Source organism: Shigella flexneri 2a str. 301, assembly GCF_000006925.2.
Classification (GTDB): domain Bacteria; phylum Pseudomonadota; class Gammaproteobacteria; order Enterobacterales; family Enterobacteriaceae; genus ECMA0423.
This window is the reverse complement of record NC_004337.2, coordinates 320,678-335,596: the sequence shown is the minus strand read 5'-3', so window position 1 is coordinate 335,596 and position 14,919 is coordinate 320,678. Positions and strand designations below refer to the sequence as shown.

Here is a 14,919-nt window from a genome sequence, read left to right as displayed (position 1 = left end):
ATAGCGATCATACCATCAAACTAGTACAATTTCGATTGTAAAGAAAAAATTCCACTTAAAGTAAAAATCTCAATACATCCCTTACTATACCAATAAATATTCAAGAATGAAGTGTAAATAATAAATTACATTTAGCCACGACTACGTTGCACTTCCAGCCACCACTTCTCCAGCTCCGCGGCAAAGGCCTGGCGGTCACGTTGTGAAAGGCTATCTGGTCCGCCGGTCTGGATCCCACTGGCACGTAAGGTATCCATAAAATCGCGCATCGTCAGGCGCTCACGAATGGTCGCTGGCGTGTAACGTTCGCCGCGCGAATTAAGCGCCGCTGCGCCTTTCTCGATGGCTTCAGCAGCCAAAGGTATATCTGCGGTGATCACCAAATCGCCCGCTTCACACTGCCGGACAATTTCGTTATCGGCAACGTCGAAACCTGCCGCGACGCGCAGCGTACGAATAAATCGCGATGGCGGCACGCGTAAACTCTGGTTTGCTACCAGTACCAGCGGCATCTGCATACGTTCCGCCGCGCGATACAAAATCTCTTTAATTACATTGGGACACGCGTCGGCATCCACCCAAATTGTCATAAAGTCATCCTTTGTTAGGTAATCCTCTATTGTGTCGCGCTTTTGCCTTCCGGCATAGTTCTGTTTATGCTTCTGCCAGCGATTATCAAAACAATGAATTTCACGGCAGGAGTGAGGCAATGGAAAAGAAAATCGGTTTTATTGGCTGCGGCAATATGGGAAAAGCCATTCTCGGCGGTCTGATTGCCAGCGGTCAGGTGCTTCCAGGGCAAATCTGGGTATACACCCCCTCCCCGGATAAAGTCGCCGCCCTGCATGACCAGTTCGGCATCAACGCCGCAGAATCGGCGCAAGAAGTGGCGCAAATCGCCGACATCATTTTTGCTGCCGTTAAACCTGGCATCATGATTAAAGTGCTTAGCGAAATCACCTCCAGCCTGAATAAAGACTCTCTGGTCGTTTCTATTGCTGCAGGTGTCACGCTCGACCAGCTTGCCCGCGCGCTGGGCCATGACCGGAAAATTATCCGCGCCATGCCGAACACTCCCGCGCTGGTTAATGCCGGGATGACCTCCGTAACGCCAAACGCGCTGGTAACCCCAGAAGATACCGCTGATGTGCTGAATATTTTCCGCTGCTTTGGCGAAGCGGAAGTAATTGCTGAGCCGATGATCCACCCGGTGGTCGGTGTGAGCGGTTCTTCGCCAGCCTACGTATTTATGTTTATCGAAGCGATGGCCGACGCCGCCGTGCTGGGCGGGATGCCACGCGCCCAGGCGTATAAATTTGCCGCTCAGGCGGTAATGGGTTCCGCAAAAATGGTGCTGGAAACGGGAGAACATCCGGGGGCACTGAAAGATATGGTCTGCTCACCGGGAGGCACCACCATTGAAGCGGTACGCGTACTGGAAGAGAAAGGCTTCCGTGCCGCAGTGATCGAAGCGATGACGAAGTGTATGGAAAAATCAGAAAAACTCAGCAAATCCTGATGACTTTCGCCGGACGTCAGGCCGCCACTTCGGTGCGGTTACGTCCGGCTTTCTTTGCTTTGTAAAGCGCCAAATCTGCCGATTTCAACCACTCACGATAGTGACTCATTTGTGGGTTCAGCGGCGCAACCCCCACACTAATCCGTAAAGTTACCTGTGGCGTATTCGGCAAGCGTAACGTGTTTAGCCCTTCACGCACCCGTAACATGGCGGTAATGGCGCTCTCAGCTGGCGTACCGGACATGATTACTGCAAACTCATCGCCGCCAAACCGACCAATCACATCGCTACCGCGCAGGGTAATTTGTAACTGTCGGGTAAGCGCCACAATCGCTTCATCGCCCACATCATGACCCCAGGTATCGTTGATGCTCTTGAAATGGTCGATATCGATAATCAGTAACGTTGCATCGCGATTATGCCGCCGACAGTTATCAAATTCATTGCGTAACATAGTTTCCCAATGACGTCGGTTATACACGCCCGTCATGCCGTCGCGAGTACTCATGACCTGCAACCTGCGTTTATGTTCCGCCAGTTTGGTTGCCGTCTGGTAGCTGACCCAGCCAAACATCAGAGGATAAACGACAATAATGGGAAGGGAGAGCCACCATTCCAGCGGAGCACTATTGAACGACACGGTAATGCCCGTAAGCTCGAGGGTGACAAGGCAGGAAACCACCATCAACACCAGACCCGCGACAAACAGACGGGGGCCGCCTGCCCCCATCAAATTCAGACACAGAATCATCAACATAGCGGTGGAAGGCAGCACGTTTACGCCCATTACGCCTACCCACATTCCCGCTAATACTGCATCGGTTTTTAAGTTGTAAATTTCCCGGCTAAGCGGATCGACGGCCCTGCTCGCTATCTGCCAGGCTAAATGCGGCCAGACGAACGCCCAGCCGACCAACACCAGCCACCACCAGCCCGGCGGCGGGTGCGAAACCAGCGTTGAAGCAATCGGTAAGAACATGCCAGCCAGGCCAACCGCACGGGGTAGTCTGACGCGACGGGCGAAGCGCAGCCCGGACCGCTGATGTTCGTTTTGAGGAGTTAAAGGAGGTTCCTCCCCATGCGCCGCCGCTTTTTTGAAAAAGTTTTCATCATTCATTATTTTTGGGAACATTCAGAAACAATTTTCCCAAATTATAGAGACGGGGCTAAAGGCAGAAGTATGAAATTTCGGGTGAGCCACTTTCGTAGCTCACCCGTTAGCACTATCTGAACCGCCCCGGGAATCCTGGAGACTAAACTTCCTGAGAAAGAGGTAAACAGGATGACTAAAAATACTCGTTTTTCCCCCGAAGTCCGTCAACGGGCAGTCCGTATGGTTCTGGAAAGTCAGGGCGAATATGACTCACAATGGGCGACAATTTGTTCCATTGCTCCAAAGATTGGCTGTACGCCGGAGACTCTGCGTGTCTGGGGTCGCCAGCATGAGCGGGATACCGGGGGCGGTGATGGAGGGCTCATCACCGCTGAACGTCAGCGTCTGAAAGAGCCGGAACGTGAAAATCGTGAACTGCGCCGCAGTAACAATATCCTTCGCCTGGCTTCCGCTTATTTTGCAAAGGCGGAGTTCGACCGCCTCTGGAAAAAATAATGCCACTGCTGGATAAGCTGCGTGAGCAGTACGGGGTCGGACCGGTATGCAGCGAACTGCATATTGCCCCGTCAACGTATTACCACTGTCAGCAACAGCGACATCATCCGGATAAACGCAGTGCCCGTGCGCAGCGCGATGACTGGCTGAAGAAAGAGATACAGCGCGTATACGATGAAAATCACAAGGTATACGGTGTAAAGTCTGGCGTCAGTTGTTACGGGAAGGTATCAGAGTGGCCAGATGCACTGTGGCACGTCTCATGGCGGTTATGGGACTTGCCGGTGTTCTCCGGGGTAAAAAGGTCCGTACGACCATCAGCCGGAAAGCCGTTGCCGCAGGCGACCGCGTAAACCGTCAGTTCGTGGCAGAACGACCTGACCAGCTGTGGGTGGCTGATTTTACTTACGTCAGCACATGGCGGGGCTTCGTCTATGTGGCGTTCATCATTGATGTGTTTGCCGGATACATCGTGGGGTGGCGGGTCTCATCGTCCATGGAAACGACATTCGTGCTGGATGCACTGGAGCAGGCGTTATGGGCCCGTCGACCGTCCGGCACGGTCCATCACAGTGATAAAGGTTCTCAGTATGTATCGCTGGCCTACACACAGCGGCTTAAGGAAGCCGGATTACTGGCATCAACAGGAAGTACAGGCGACTCGTATGACAACGCGATGGCGGAGAGCATCAATGGTCTTTACAAAGCGGAGGTAATACACCGTAAGAGCTGGAAAAACCGTGCAGAAGTGGAACTGGCCACACTAACGTGGGTGGACTGGTATAACAATCGACGATTGCTGGAAAGGCTGGGCCACATCCCTCCGGCAGAAGCAGAAAAAGCTTATTATGCTTCCATCGGAAACGATGATCTGGCAGCCTGAGTTCACAGATAAAACACTCTCCAGGAAACCCGGGGCGGTTCAACGTTACTCTAAAGAGTTCAAAGCCGAAGCTGTCAGAACGGTTCTTGAAAATCAACTTTCGATCAGTGAAGGCGCTTCCCGATTATCTCTTCCTGAAGGCACTTTAGGACAATGGGTTACCGCCGCCAGAAAAGGGCTCGGTACTCCTGGTTCCCGCACGCTGGCTGAACTGGAATCTGAAATTCTGCAACTGCGTAAGGCGTTAAATGAAGCTCGCCTTGAGCGAGATATATTAAAAAAAGCAACAGCGTATTTTGCACAGGAGTCGCTGAAAAATACGCGTTAATCGAACAATGGCGACAACAATTTCCCATTGAAGCGATGTGTCAGGTATTTGGTGTATCCAGGAGCGGTTATTACAACTGGGTACAGCATGAACCCTCAGACAGAAAACAAAGTGATGAGCGGCTAAAACCGGAGATTAAGGTGGCACATATCCGCACTCGCGAAACATATGGAACCCGGCGGCTCCAGACGGAGCTGGCAGAGAATGGCATCATCGTTGGTCGTGACCGACTGGCACGTCTTCGTAAGGAGCTGAGGCTACGCTGTAAGCAGAAACGCAAGTTCAGAGCGACTACGAACCCGAACCACAATCTGCCAGTTGCGCCAAATCTGCTGAACCAGACGTTCGCTCCTACAGCACCAAATCAGGTCTGGGTGGCGGACCTGACGTATGTTGCCACACAGGAGGGATGGTTGTACCTCGCTGGCATCAAAGATGTTTATACGTGCGAAATTGTCGGCTACGCCATGGGAGAGCGCATGACAAAAGAGCTGACAGGTAAAGCCCTGTTTATGGCGCTCAGGAGCCAGCGCCCACCTGCCGGGCTAATCCACCACTCTGATCGAGGTTCACAGTACTGCGCATACGATTACCGGGTCATACAGGAGCAGTTTGGTCTGAAAACATCAATGTCGCGTAAAGGTAACTGTTACGACAACGCTCCGATGGAAAGCTTCTGGGGAACGCTGAAAAATGAGAGCCTGAGCCACTATCGTTTTAATAACCGGGATGAAGCCATCTCAGTAATACGGGAATACATTGAGATTTTCTACAATCGTCAGCGTCGTCACTCTCGTCTGGGGAATATCTCCCCGGCAGCCTTCAGGGAAAAATATCATCAGATGGCTGCTTAAAAAAGAACAAATGGTAGTGTCCGCTATTGCCAGTACACCTCAACTTGTGAAGGAAATGGTACTCAGGGGGATTCCAGTACAGGTGGTGCGCAATTAGCTATAAATGGCCTTAACGGTTCGTGCGCTTTGGTATTAAACAACCCATACTTTGAGGCTAATGCCGGGGGGGCAGACCTTGCTATAGATAATACTGGGACGCGCCCTGTAACTGTGGTTATAAACGGTGGAAATTTTCATCGCGTGAGCAGTGCAAGATACACGCACACGAATATTCAAGTAACAAGCTCAGGTGGGGGAAAAGTTACAGTCATACTCAACGGCACAACGTTCCAGAGCGCAGGGGATTATCAGCCAAGTGCAGAACGACCATACTGGATAACAGGAGCTAATTGCGAGGTAGTTGACATTGGGTGTGTTTTTACAGAAACAACCAGTAAGGTAACATCGGCTTCTGCATTGTCAGTCACACGCTCGGGAAAAATTAACGCCAATGGTAGTATCGACGTTGCTACTGGTGTTTCATCGGTTAACGTGGTTTCTACAGGTGTGTATGATGTTAGCTTTTCTCATCCGCTCGCAGCAGTTGCTAGCGGTTATATTGTGCAGATAACACCTATATCTGCGCCTGATTCAGTTAGTTGTGATGTTACTTATATTGGCGTAGATACATTTAGGGTGACCCTGCGCAATACGCTTAGCGGGGCAGGAATCTCCAGTTCGTTTGCATTTAGCATTACCAGACTAATATAAATACATTCGCCGCCCCATTTGGACATATATGTAGGGCGGCTTATGTTTATTGTTTATTGATTGTTGTTTGTTAATGTGGGTATTAATTCTTTTACTAAAGTTGTGGTTTGTTTTGTTAATTTGATGAATGGCGTCTCTATTAATTTAAAAGTTAGGCATGATGTGAACGTAATAAGAAATGCAGTTGTGCTTACCAGTATGATAAATGTATTTTCAGTGTAATTATTAGGAATAATCCACGTCATTAGGCAATAAAGGAATATCCCATGCAGAAGGTAAACGCTGTAGGTAGTTTCTCCTAGCTTTCTGGTTATATTTAATCTTAATATTCCATACAAATCACAACCTGATGCGATAATGATAAATGTTATTCCACAAAGAATCAGTGGTAGCGGTGCGTAAGTTGTTTTGAAATACGTCATTTCAAAAACCATTATCGCAGTTATTATAATTGGTGTTACTTTTGCTTTGGCAATTCCATTGACTATCTTTGATTTATTTAGCAAAAATGCCAGGAGCCCAAAAAGAAATGATGCTATGTGTATTTTACTGAAAAATAAAATGAAAACAAATAGCGATATTGCGCTAATCATAACCATGTAAATACTGACTTTTCTTTTTATGAGCGCGGAAATTACCGGAAGAGAAAAATAAAAGAACCATTCATATACAAGTGTCCATGTTACAGCGGCATTGATAGTAAATGAATCTTTTACGTCATTAATGTTCGGCATACCTAGCGCAGTGAATGGCAACCACTTCATTATTGACACAAAAAGCTCTTCTGTGGATACCTGCATTCTCCATCCAGACTTAAAACCTACAATGATAAAAATGAGACATAGGCTAACTATGAACATTGGGGTTAATCGTAGTAATCTTGATACATAAAGCCTTGTCCAGTCCTGATCTCCAGAGATAATCTTTGAAAAGAACAGATAACCAGTAATCATAAAAAAGAATGACACACCAACTTGGCCTAAATTTGCTAACAGATTTGATGAAGGTGCTTCCCATACTCCAGATGACAAGTATCCATTCCAAATTGCTGCGTGATGAATAAGCACGAAAATTGCTAAGAACCCCCGCATTCCATCTATTTGATTATTCCTGCCGTGCTCAACAAGATTTATTGGGGAAATTTTATCAAATAACCCCACAGCTAATAACGACATCAATATCACGGATGTTATTAATAATAAACTGTTAATTTCAATCATATGCATGCTCTATTACGCAATTAAAATTTCTCCAAGTATACTGACTTTTAGTTAATGATCATATAGTTATGTGTAACTGATGAAACAAAACGGAGACACACCAAGCTTTGCACTGGATTGCAAGGCTTTGTGCTCTTCTGTGAATGTGTGGCTATATGTTTGAAGATCGTTGTGCCGTATTTGTGACATATATATGGCAACATCATGCATCAACTTTCTGTTTGTGTCATCAACTATAGCTTAGTGAATGCGGTTAATGCTTGCTAAAACAGATAGTTATGATTGGTGCTACAGATTCGTAATGCGAAGGTCGTAGGTTCGACTCCTATTATCGGCACCATTTAAATCAATAAGTTACACATCATTAGTACCTTCCTTATTTTTTGACTGGGACGAATTTGGGACCGATGGGTTCAGGATCGAGTCTATTTGCCGTGCGTGTTCGGTAAGGTGATTAGGTGCAAGGTGAGCATATCGACGAACCATTTCGATAGACTCCCAGCCTCCCATTTCCTGTAACACTGACAACGGGACTCCGGCTTGAACCAGCCAACTTGCCCAGGTGTGTCTCAAGTCGTGAAATCTGAAATCATCAATACCTGCTCGTCTCAGCGCCGCTTTCCAGGCTGTGTTTGCGTCATACCGCATCTTCCTGACCGTTGGCGCTTTCGTTCCGTCTGGTTTGGTACAGCTTTCCTTGTACACAAATACCCAACGGTGATGATTCCCGATTTGTTTTTTCAATACGCGACATGCAGTATCATTCAGCGCAACGCCAATTGCGCGGTTTGATTTACTCTCTTCCGGGTTTATCCATGCCACCCGGCGCTGCATATCTATTTGTTGCCATTCAAGGTTGATGATGTTCGAGCGTCTTAAGCCTGTTGCCAGTGCAAATTCAACAACAGACTTTAATGGCTCCGGACATTCATCAATCAGCCTTTGTGCTTCATGGGGCTCCAGCCAGCGGATCCGTTTATTCTTTGGTTGAGGCACTTTAATAATTGGTGCCTTATCCAGCATTTTCCATTCACGCTCTGCGGCTCTTAGTAGGGCCTTTATAAATGAAAGATGCGTAGCCTTCGTTGCAACGGACGCTGGTTTTGGCGTGTATTCTGGAACAGGTTTCCCTTTTTTTCTGCATGCTTCTGCCCTGAGTCTCCAGTTTTCCTCATGACGCCGGTTCGTCATTTTCTGCATTGCTGAATAAATTTTTGATTCAGTAATGTCTCTTAGTTGCATTCCTGCGAAATGTTGAAGCCAGAATCCGATCCGGCTTTTGTCATCGTCCAGTGATTTTTTATGTGCTTTCTCTTCAAGCCACCTGACACACGCTTCCTCGAACGTTATATCAGGTATTTCACCAAGTTTGCTGACCCGCCATGCTTCAGCCTTTAGCTTGTCATGGAGTTCTGTCGCCTGCCTTTTGTCCTTTGTTCCAAGAGACTGTTTAAATCTTTTACCGTTCGGCAATGTGAAACTGGCGTACCATATTTCACCTCTGCGGAAGAGTGACATTTTCTTTCCTCTGTTATGCCATCACCCGCGCTCACCTGGACAGTATGCAGCGGAGACTGAAGAGCCGCAATGCAGGCTTGTCGTGTTGTGAGGTAAGGAGATTTATTCTTAGTGGGATCTTTGAGGTAGCCTGAGTTTAACGGACACTCCTTCCTGAAATAGAATGGCATCAGAAGGAGCTAATAATGAGCAGAAAAACCCAACGTTACTCTAAAGAGTTCAAAGCCGAAGCTGTCAGAACGGTTCTTGAAAATCAACTTTCGATCAGTGAAGGCGCTTCCCGATTATCTCTTCCTGAAGGCACTTTAGGACAATGGGTTACCGCCGCCAGAAAAGGGCTCGGTACTCCTGGTTCCCGCACGGTGGCTGAACTGGAATCTGAAATTCTGCAACTGCGTAAGGCGTTAAATGAAGCTCGCCTTGAGCGAGATATATTAAAAAAAGCAACAGTGTATTTTGCACAGGAGTCGCTGAAAAATACGCGTTAATCGAACAATGGCGACAACAATTTCCCATTGAAGCGATGTGTCAGGTATTTGGTGTATCCAGGAGCGGTTATTACAACTGGGTACAGCATGAACCCTCAGACAGAAAACAAAGTGATGAGCGGCTAAAACTGGAGATTAAGGTGGCACATATCCGCACTCGCGAAACATATGGAACCCGGCGGCTCCAGACGGAGCTGGCAGAGAATGGCATCATCGTTGGTCGTGACCGACTGGCACGTCTTCGTAAGGAGCTGAGGCTACGCTGTAAGCAGAAACGCAAGTTCAGAGCGACTACGAACCCGAACCACAATCTGCCAGTTGCGCCAAATCTGCTGAACCAGACGTTCGCTCCTACAGCACCAAATCAGGTCTGGGTGGCGGACCTGACGTATGTTGCCACACAGGAGGGATGGTTGTACCTCGCTGGCATCAAAGATGTTTATACGTGCGAAATTGTCGGCTACGCCATGGGAGAGCGCATGACAAAAGAGCTGACAGGTAAAGCCCTGTTTATGGCGCTCAGGAGCCAGCGCCCACCTGCCGGGCTAATCCACCACTCTGATCGAGGTTCACAGTACTGCGCATACGATTACCGGGTCATACAGGAGCAGTTTGGTCTGAAAACATCAATGTCGCGTAAAGGTAACTGTTACGACAACGCTCCGATGGAAAGCTTCTGGGGAACGCTGAAAAATGAGAGCCTGAGCCACTATCGTTTTAATAACCGGGATGAAGCCATCTCAGTAATACGGGAATACATTGAGATTTTCTACAATCGTCAGCGTCGTCACTCTCGTCTGGGGAATATCTCCCCGGCAGCCTTCAGGGAAAAATATCATCAGATGGCTGCTTAAAAAAAGAACAAATGGTAGTGTCCGCTATTGCCAGTACACCTCAGAGTAATCCATGCATCGTATAGACACGAAAACCGCGAAGAAGGATAAGTTCGGCGCGGGTAAGAACGGTTTTACCCGTGGTAACCCCCAGACTGGCACGCCTGCCACCGATCTGGATGATGACTACTTTGACATGTTGCAGGAGGAGCTTTGCAGCGTGGTGGAGGCATCCGGTGCCAGCCTGGAGAAGGGGCGGCACGATCAGTTGCTTACCGCACTTCGCGCGCTGCTGTTAAGCCGCAAGAATCCGTTTGGCGATATCAAATCGGATGGCACGGTGAAAACGGCTCTCGAAAACCTTGGTTTGGGAGAAGCAGCTAAAAGGAATGTAGGTACAGGGGCGAATCAGATACCTGATATGAGCCTGTTCGCGTCAATTAATACCGTAACGGCTGCTGCGCAAAAATTTCCGTCTGGATTAATTTTACAGTGCGGTCAGTTGAATGGTGCCCCGAATGTATCTTCAACATACGGGATGAGGTTCCCGATGACGTTCTCAAGAGTAATTGCTGTCGTAGTTACATTGAACGTTACTGGCGCGGCTGGGCAGCCGACTGTATCGGCGACAAGTGTCCAGAACACTGGATTTAATATTACTGTGTCGCCCGGTTCAGGATACGGTTCATCTGCTGATGCGTATTACATTGCAATGGGATATTAACAAAATGTCATATTTTTATTCTGCATCGACAAACGGATTTTATTCGACTGAATTTCACGGCACCAATATTCCTGATGATGCAGTGGAAATCTCGGAATCAGAGTGGAAAACACTGATTAATGCACAGAGTGTAACAAAAATGATTACCTGTGGTGAGAACGGTCATCCTGTCATTGTTGACCGTCCTTCTCCAACACCAGAACAATTAGCCTTAATAAATGATGAAAAGAAATCTGCACTGATAGCAGAGGCAACGAATGTAATAGCTCCGCTTCAGGATGCGGTTGATTTAGGTATGGCAACAGATGATGAAACGAAACTGTTACTGGCATGGAAAAAATATCGGGTGCTGCTTATGCGTGTTAATGTAGTAAAACCCGAGTGGCCTATGCATCCAAATAAATAGACTTGTTAATCTAGGATAATTGTTGGAATAATACTCGTTTTTCAGTAGGTTCAGGTAGCCTGGGTATAATGCTCACTTCTACAATGATTTCAACTTATTTTATTTAATTGATATTACGAAACTTAACTCATACATAAACAATATGACTCAATACTGTCCTAAATAGCTGCGCAGAAAAGTGCTCCACTTTCGCTCAGCCCTTGCTGGGCGAAGCATCAGGAAGGCGTTCTCAGCTAGGTTGTGTTATATCTGGCTTGAGTTTTGTTGCCCATACGCAACACATTACCCATCTGTAAACGACAAGTGTGGCAGAATTAGGTGCAGCTATTTAGACTATATCGACGCAGTAACGATAATAGATATCGAAACTGTACTAGATATTAGCTACTTATGGTTACCGGGGGGAGTCTTTTGAGCACTGGTGTTATCAATTGGCTTCAAATAATTCGCCAATAAATTATATTGCGATAGCTCATCACCTTCCAGGTTGTTTATAGCCAGTTTATCAGCGTCACCACCTACTGTTTATGCTTTTATTTCTTTGATTAATAAGTATATGATATTTTAATTCATCTGGTGTATTTCTTTCTCATGTGTTGGTCGACTGAATATCTGTTCAGTGAAGGGGTAATTTTATGTTTGCACTTCGAACATTCCCTTCAGTTGCTAGGAAAGAAAACCGTAACATTTGCGCATTAATTTTAACAGTATAATCTGAGCATAAATATGCGCTATATATCTATAAAAAGGCGCAATTAATTGCGCCTTTTTATCATTTTATCAAAAATGGCCCACCGACTGTCCTCGATAGCCAATGGCCAATTTTATCTGATACATATACACAAATACAGGTATATATGATTGCGCAGATAGGATTTGGAATAGTCACGCTGAAGCCTATAATTGCTAAAGCCATAGGGATAAATAATTTGGTGATATACTCCATTCCACATATGTTAAGAGTATTTCTTCCAGCTCTTACAATAAAGTCATTTCCACAAATTATTTTTGCTATGAAAATATTAAAGATTATCAAGCCTACCGTGGTGATAATAGTATTAATAGCTTGAATATAACTACTTGATATTATGTCTGCATTGAATATTGAGATAATCTTAAAAAGTAAAGGTTTCTGGTTAAGTAGTTGATACGCACTCATTATAGCGGTAATTGAGAAGACAATGAAACCAATTTTAGATTTTCCAAAAAACCTGTCACGTGTTAATTCTAAAAACATACATCTACCGAGAGGCAATAACCACCAGTATGCCATAGCGGAGTCTATGTTCCAAAACCATTGAGGATCTAGTAATGGGTTATGATTGAGCACTGTTTGTGACAACATGAACGATAACAGTGATATGATTAAAATCACTATATTGTTCTTGACTATTTCTCTAAAGATTGCATCAATTGCTATTATAACAAAAAGGCAGTTTATAAACCATATTGTTCCTACGAATTGGTTATTTCTAACACCATATATTATATCATAAATGTGGTTGTATATATAATCAATCGTCTCACCTGAGTTAATTGTGTTTATTATTAATATAGAAAATGCAAAAGTGAAATATGGAATCATTAATCTGTAAAACTTTGACTTGATATAATCGAAAACAGATAAGTCATTTTTTTTGATAGTAAAAAAACCAGCAGCGAAAAAGAATAGTGGGACGTGATAACTAAAAACAAAAGGATACAATTTGCCAGCCCCCAACCCAAGGTGACCTAAATATATAGCAAAAATACCGAGAAATTTTAAAGCATCAACCCAATCATGTCTTATTTTTCTGTTGCTGTCGATTTTGTTATTATACATTTAAAGTAGGCTCTCCAGTTTTGTGTGATTTTTAAACACTCATTGCAAATATGAATGCCTGAAAGTTTATGATTATTAATCAACGAGTTCAATATTAATTTATTATTTTTCAAAGTCGCACTATATAGGCATTTACTTCCGCAGTACCACCGATAGTATCGATATCAAATCAGCCTGCGGCCGCGATAACTTTCGTAACATTCTGCCAGCGGCTTTGTTGAATAAATCAGGTTCAAGATAATCGTCTCTGCATCAGGTTAGAGTTTCAGGCAATACATCCTCTTTCTGGCATACCTGCCACTCTCGCACCATGGTCATAGCCTTTACGATCTGCATACTCACCAGACCAGAGCCCGCTCCCTTTTAGGCTGAGGAATCCCCAGAAAAGAAGACAGGCATAGAGTTTTGTGATCTACTGATTGCGCTAACAAATTCAATGAGATCACCTCTATGCCTGCCCGTAAAGTATGCCAGACTTTTTTCCGTAATGCTTTAGCTTCCACGCATCAGTATCGACAAAATGCCATTATTGATTCTGCTGCTGCTTTAGTCGGTGGCGCATCTCTTTCTCTTACCAGCATTGGCCGGCATTTACCCGGTCCTGCTCGCGTGAAAGATAAAATAAAACGCGTTGACTGTCTGTTGGGTAATAAACGACTTCATAATGATATCCCTCTGATATTCAAAAATATTACATCCATGATGACAAATAAACTGTCGTGGTGTGTTATCGCTGTTGACTGGAGCGGTTACCCTTTTCAGGAATATCATGTCCTTCGTGCCAGCCTCCTCTGCGACGGTCGCTCTATCCCCCTGATGAGTCAGGTCTTCCCGTCAAAAAAAAATAACGAGGCGGTGGAAATCGCTTTTCTGGATGCGCTTTCCGGGGCCATTTCTCCCCGGACTCGTGTTGTTATTGTTACTGATGCTGGTTTTCAAAGTGCATGGTTCCGTCATATCAAATCACAGGGATGGGATTTTATTGGTCGTATCAGGGGGGTAGTGAAGTTCAGGCTGGATAGTGACAAAGATAAGTGGCTGGACATAAAAATGTGCAGGGGGAGTTCAGAGGCAAAATACCTGGGGACGGGAACCCTGGCCCGGAAAAAACGCTCGCAGTGTGAAGGACATTTTTATCTTTATAAACATTCACCTAAAGGCAGAAAAAGCAGGCGTGCCAGAGGGAGGCCGGGCTTACCAACAACGGAAAAAGAACAAAAAGCCGCAGGCAGAGAACCATGGTTAATATTCAGCAATACAGCTGAGTTTAATGCCAAAAAAATCATGAAACTGTACAGTCGAAGAATGCAGATAGAGCAAAACTTTCGGGATGAAAAAAGTGAACGCTTTGGTTTTGGCCTTCGGGCGAGCAGAAGTCGGAGGGGAGAGCGTTTTCTGGTATTAAGTCTACTGGTTACACTGGCCAGTATCGTACTCTGGCTACTTGGTTATCATTTTGAAAATAAAGGATTTCATTTAAAGTATCAGGCTAATAGTCTCAAAAAACGAAGAGTATTGTCTTTTCTGACGCTGGCTGAAAACGTCCTGAGATTTAACCCTGAACTTCTACGACGAGCACAACCTGAAAAGATATTGTGCCGGTTGGCCAGCACTTACCGAAGTATGGTGCTGGCTTACTGATGAAAATTTTCTGGGGATCCCTCAGCCTTTCGGGGAGGAATGAGGGCTCTGATATTCTTTTGCCGTAGTTCATCGTGAAACCGTCGGATGTCATTTGGCCTGAGTGACCCATGCCTCCCAAAAGCAGAGTCGCTAGTGTTATGTAATTAGGCGGTTAAACTTCAATTCTCAGTGTTAAGTTTGGGTAAACGCTTGTAAATGGTATTGCTAATTTTTTAATTGACTAATATTAGAAACGGTTAGTGTGATTGTATATAGATATTTGAGTGTAAGGTATTTAAAGGGGCATTCAGCCCCTCCGTCTATTTGTGATTGCATCCATTG

14 protein-coding genes, 1 pseudogene and 4 other annotated features are annotated in these 14,919 nt (G+C 45.5%); of the genes and pseudogenes, 10 read left to right on the top strand and 5 right to left on the bottom strand.

The window, feature by feature from the left end; all coding sequences use genetic code 11:
* Positions 1-131: 131 nt before the first annotated feature.
* Positions 132-590: a hypothetical protein gene (gene yaiI / locus SF0323; protein ID NP_706275.4), complete on the bottom strand. Its 459-nt coding sequence runs from the start codon at positions 588-590 to the stop codon at positions 132-134.
* Positions 591-709: 119 nt separating this feature from the next.
* Here yaiI and proC point away from each other — a divergent pair, with 119 nt between their 5' ends.
* Entirely contained in the window at positions 710-1,519 is an 810-nt protein-coding gene (gene proC, locus SF0322) for a pyrroline-5-carboxylate reductase (protein ID NP_706274.1), read from the top strand.
* A 16-nt stretch (positions 1,520-1,535) separates the two neighbouring features.
* Here the strand turns inward: proC and adrA are convergent, their stop codons facing one another.
* Positions 1,536-2,651 carry a diguanylate cyclase AdrA gene (adrA, locus tag SF0321; protein ID NP_706273.1) on the bottom strand — a complete coding sequence of 372 codons (1,116 nt, stop codon included), beginning with the start codon at positions 2,649-2,651 and terminating at the stop codon, positions 1,536-1,538.
* Between the two features lie 96 nt (positions 2,652-2,747).
* Positions 2,748-4,053: a mobile genetic element, on the top strand.
* Here adrA and SF0320 point away from each other — a divergent pair.
* From SF0320 to SF0317, 4 genes and pseudogenes are all read left to right on the top strand, one after another.
* Positions 2,802-3,128 carry an insertion sequence element IS629 protein gene (locus SF0320; RefSeq protein NP_706272.1) on the top strand — a complete coding sequence of 109 codons (327 nt, stop codon included), beginning with the start codon at positions 2,802-2,804 and terminating at the stop codon, positions 3,126-3,128. Its footprint overlaps the feature before it by 327 nt.
* Positions 3,128-4,011, top strand: a pseudogene (locus SF0319). It lies within the feature at positions 2,748-4,053. Before SF0320 ends, SF0319 begins: the two are co-directional and overlap by 1 nt.
* A complete protein-coding gene (locus SF0318) occupies positions 3,977-4,339 on the top strand; it encodes an insertion sequence element IS600 transposase (protein NP_706270.1) in 363 nt (120 codons plus the stop codon). The pseudogene SF0319 and the gene SF0318 overlap by 35 nt, the downstream one beginning before the upstream one ends.
* Positions 4,052-5,235: a mobile genetic element (partial), on the top strand. (Overlaps the previous gene by 288 nt.)
* Positions 4,375-5,193: an insertion sequence element IS600 protein gene (locus SF0317; protein ID NP_706269.1), complete on the top strand. Its 819-nt coding sequence runs from the start codon at positions 4,375-4,377 to the stop codon at positions 5,191-5,193. Its footprint overlaps the feature before it by 819 nt.
* 761 nt (positions 5,236-5,996) lie before the next feature.
* Here the strand turns inward: SF0317 and SF0315 are convergent.
* On the bottom strand, positions 5,997-7,169 hold the full coding sequence (locus SF0315; RefSeq protein NP_706267.1) for an acyltransferase: 1,173 nt from the start codon (positions 7,167-7,169) through the stop codon (positions 5,997-5,999).
* A 348-nt stretch (positions 7,170-7,517) separates the two neighbouring features.
* Positions 7,518-8,681, bottom strand: a complete 1,164-nt coding sequence (locus SF0314; protein ID NP_706266.1) for a phage integrase — start codon at positions 8,679-8,681, stop codon at positions 7,518-7,520.
* Between the two features lie 121 nt (positions 8,682-8,802).
* Positions 8,803-10,066, top strand: a mobile genetic element.
* Here SF0314 and SF0313 point away from each other — a divergent pair.
* The 4 genes from SF0313 to SF0310 all read left to right on the top strand — a co-directional run bounded on the left by SF0313 (position 8,867) and on the right by SF0310 (position 11,132).
* A complete protein-coding gene (locus SF0313) occupies positions 8,867-9,169 on the top strand; it encodes an insertion sequence element IS600 transposase (RefSeq protein NP_706265.1) in 303 nt (100 codons plus the stop codon). (Overlaps the previous feature by 303 nt.)
* Entirely contained in the window at positions 9,205-10,023 is an 819-nt protein-coding gene (locus tag SF0312) for an insertion sequence element IS600 protein (protein NP_706264.1), read from the top strand. It lies within the feature at positions 8,803-10,066.
* Before the next feature lie 9 nt (positions 10,067-10,075).
* Positions 10,076-10,726 carry a bacteriophage protein gene (locus tag SF0311; RefSeq protein ID NP_706263.1) on the top strand — a complete coding sequence of 217 codons (651 nt, stop codon included), beginning with the start codon at positions 10,076-10,078 and terminating at the stop codon, positions 10,724-10,726.
* Entirely contained in the window at positions 10,698-11,132 is a 435-nt protein-coding gene (locus tag SF0310; RefSeq protein NP_706262.1) for a phage tail fiber protein, read from the top strand. The genes SF0311 and SF0310 overlap by 29 nt, the downstream gene beginning before the upstream one ends.
* A gap of 772 nt (positions 11,133-11,904) precedes the next feature.
* Here SF0310 and SF0309 read toward each other — a convergent pair.
* Positions 11,905-12,954 carry a hypothetical protein gene (locus SF0309; protein NP_706261.1) on the bottom strand — a complete coding sequence of 350 codons (1,050 nt, stop codon included), beginning with the start codon at positions 12,952-12,954 and terminating at the stop codon, positions 11,905-11,907.
* Positions 12,955-13,322: 368 nt separating this feature from the next.
* Positions 13,323-13,439 (bottom strand) — a mobile genetic element (partial).
* On the opposite strand from SF0309, the gene SF0308 reads away from it, so the two are divergent.
* Positions 13,405-14,595 carry a hypothetical protein gene (locus tag SF0308; RefSeq protein ID NP_706260.1) on the top strand — a complete coding sequence of 397 codons (1,191 nt, stop codon included), beginning with the start codon at positions 13,405-13,407 and terminating at the stop codon, positions 14,593-14,595. (Overlaps the previous feature by 35 nt.)
* Positions 14,596-14,919 lie beyond the last annotated feature (324 nt).

Coding starts and splice junctions, on each gene's coding strand:
- SF0315 (NP_706267.1), bottom strand. CDS start 7,169: ATGCATATGATTGAAATTAACAGTTTATTATTAATAACATCCGTGATA.
- SF0311 (NP_706263.1), top strand. CDS start 10,076: ATGCATCGTATAGACACGAAAACCGCGAAGAAGGATAAGTTCGGCGCG.
- proC (NP_706274.1), top strand. CDS start 710: ATGGAAAAGAAAATCGGTTTTATTGGCTGCGGCAATATGGGAAAAGCC.
- SF0312 (NP_706264.1), top strand. CDS start 9,205: ATGTGTCAGGTATTTGGTGTATCCAGGAGCGGTTATTACAACTGGGTA.
- SF0309 (NP_706261.1), bottom strand. CDS start 12,954: ATGTATAATAACAAAATCGACAGCAACAGAAAAATAAGACATGATTGG.
- SF0320 (NP_706272.1), top strand. CDS start 2,802: ATGACTAAAAATACTCGTTTTTCCCCCGAAGTCCGTCAACGGGCAGTC.
- SF0318 (NP_706270.1), top strand. CDS start 3,977: ATGCTTCCATCGGAAACGATGATCTGGCAGCCTGAGTTCACAGATAAA.
- SF0314 (NP_706266.1), bottom strand. CDS start 8,681: ATGTCACTCTTCCGCAGAGGTGAAATATGGTACGCCAGTTTCACATTG.
- adrA (NP_706273.1), bottom strand. CDS start 2,651: ATGTTCCCAAAAATAATGAATGATGAAAACTTTTTCAAAAAAGCGGCG.
- SF0310 (NP_706262.1), top strand. CDS start 10,698: ATGCGTATTACATTGCAATGGGATATTAACAAAATGTCATATTTTTAT.
- SF0313 (NP_706265.1), top strand. CDS start 8,867: ATGAGCAGAAAAACCCAACGTTACTCTAAAGAGTTCAAAGCCGAAGCT.
- SF0308 (NP_706260.1), top strand. CDS start 13,405: ATGCCTGCCCGTAAAGTATGCCAGACTTTTTTCCGTAATGCTTTAGCT.
- yaiI (NP_706275.4), bottom strand. CDS start 590: ATGACAATTTGGGTGGATGCCGACGCGTGTCCCAATGTAATTAAAGAG.
- SF0317 (NP_706269.1), top strand. CDS start 4,375: ATGTGTCAGGTATTTGGTGTATCCAGGAGCGGTTATTACAACTGGGTA.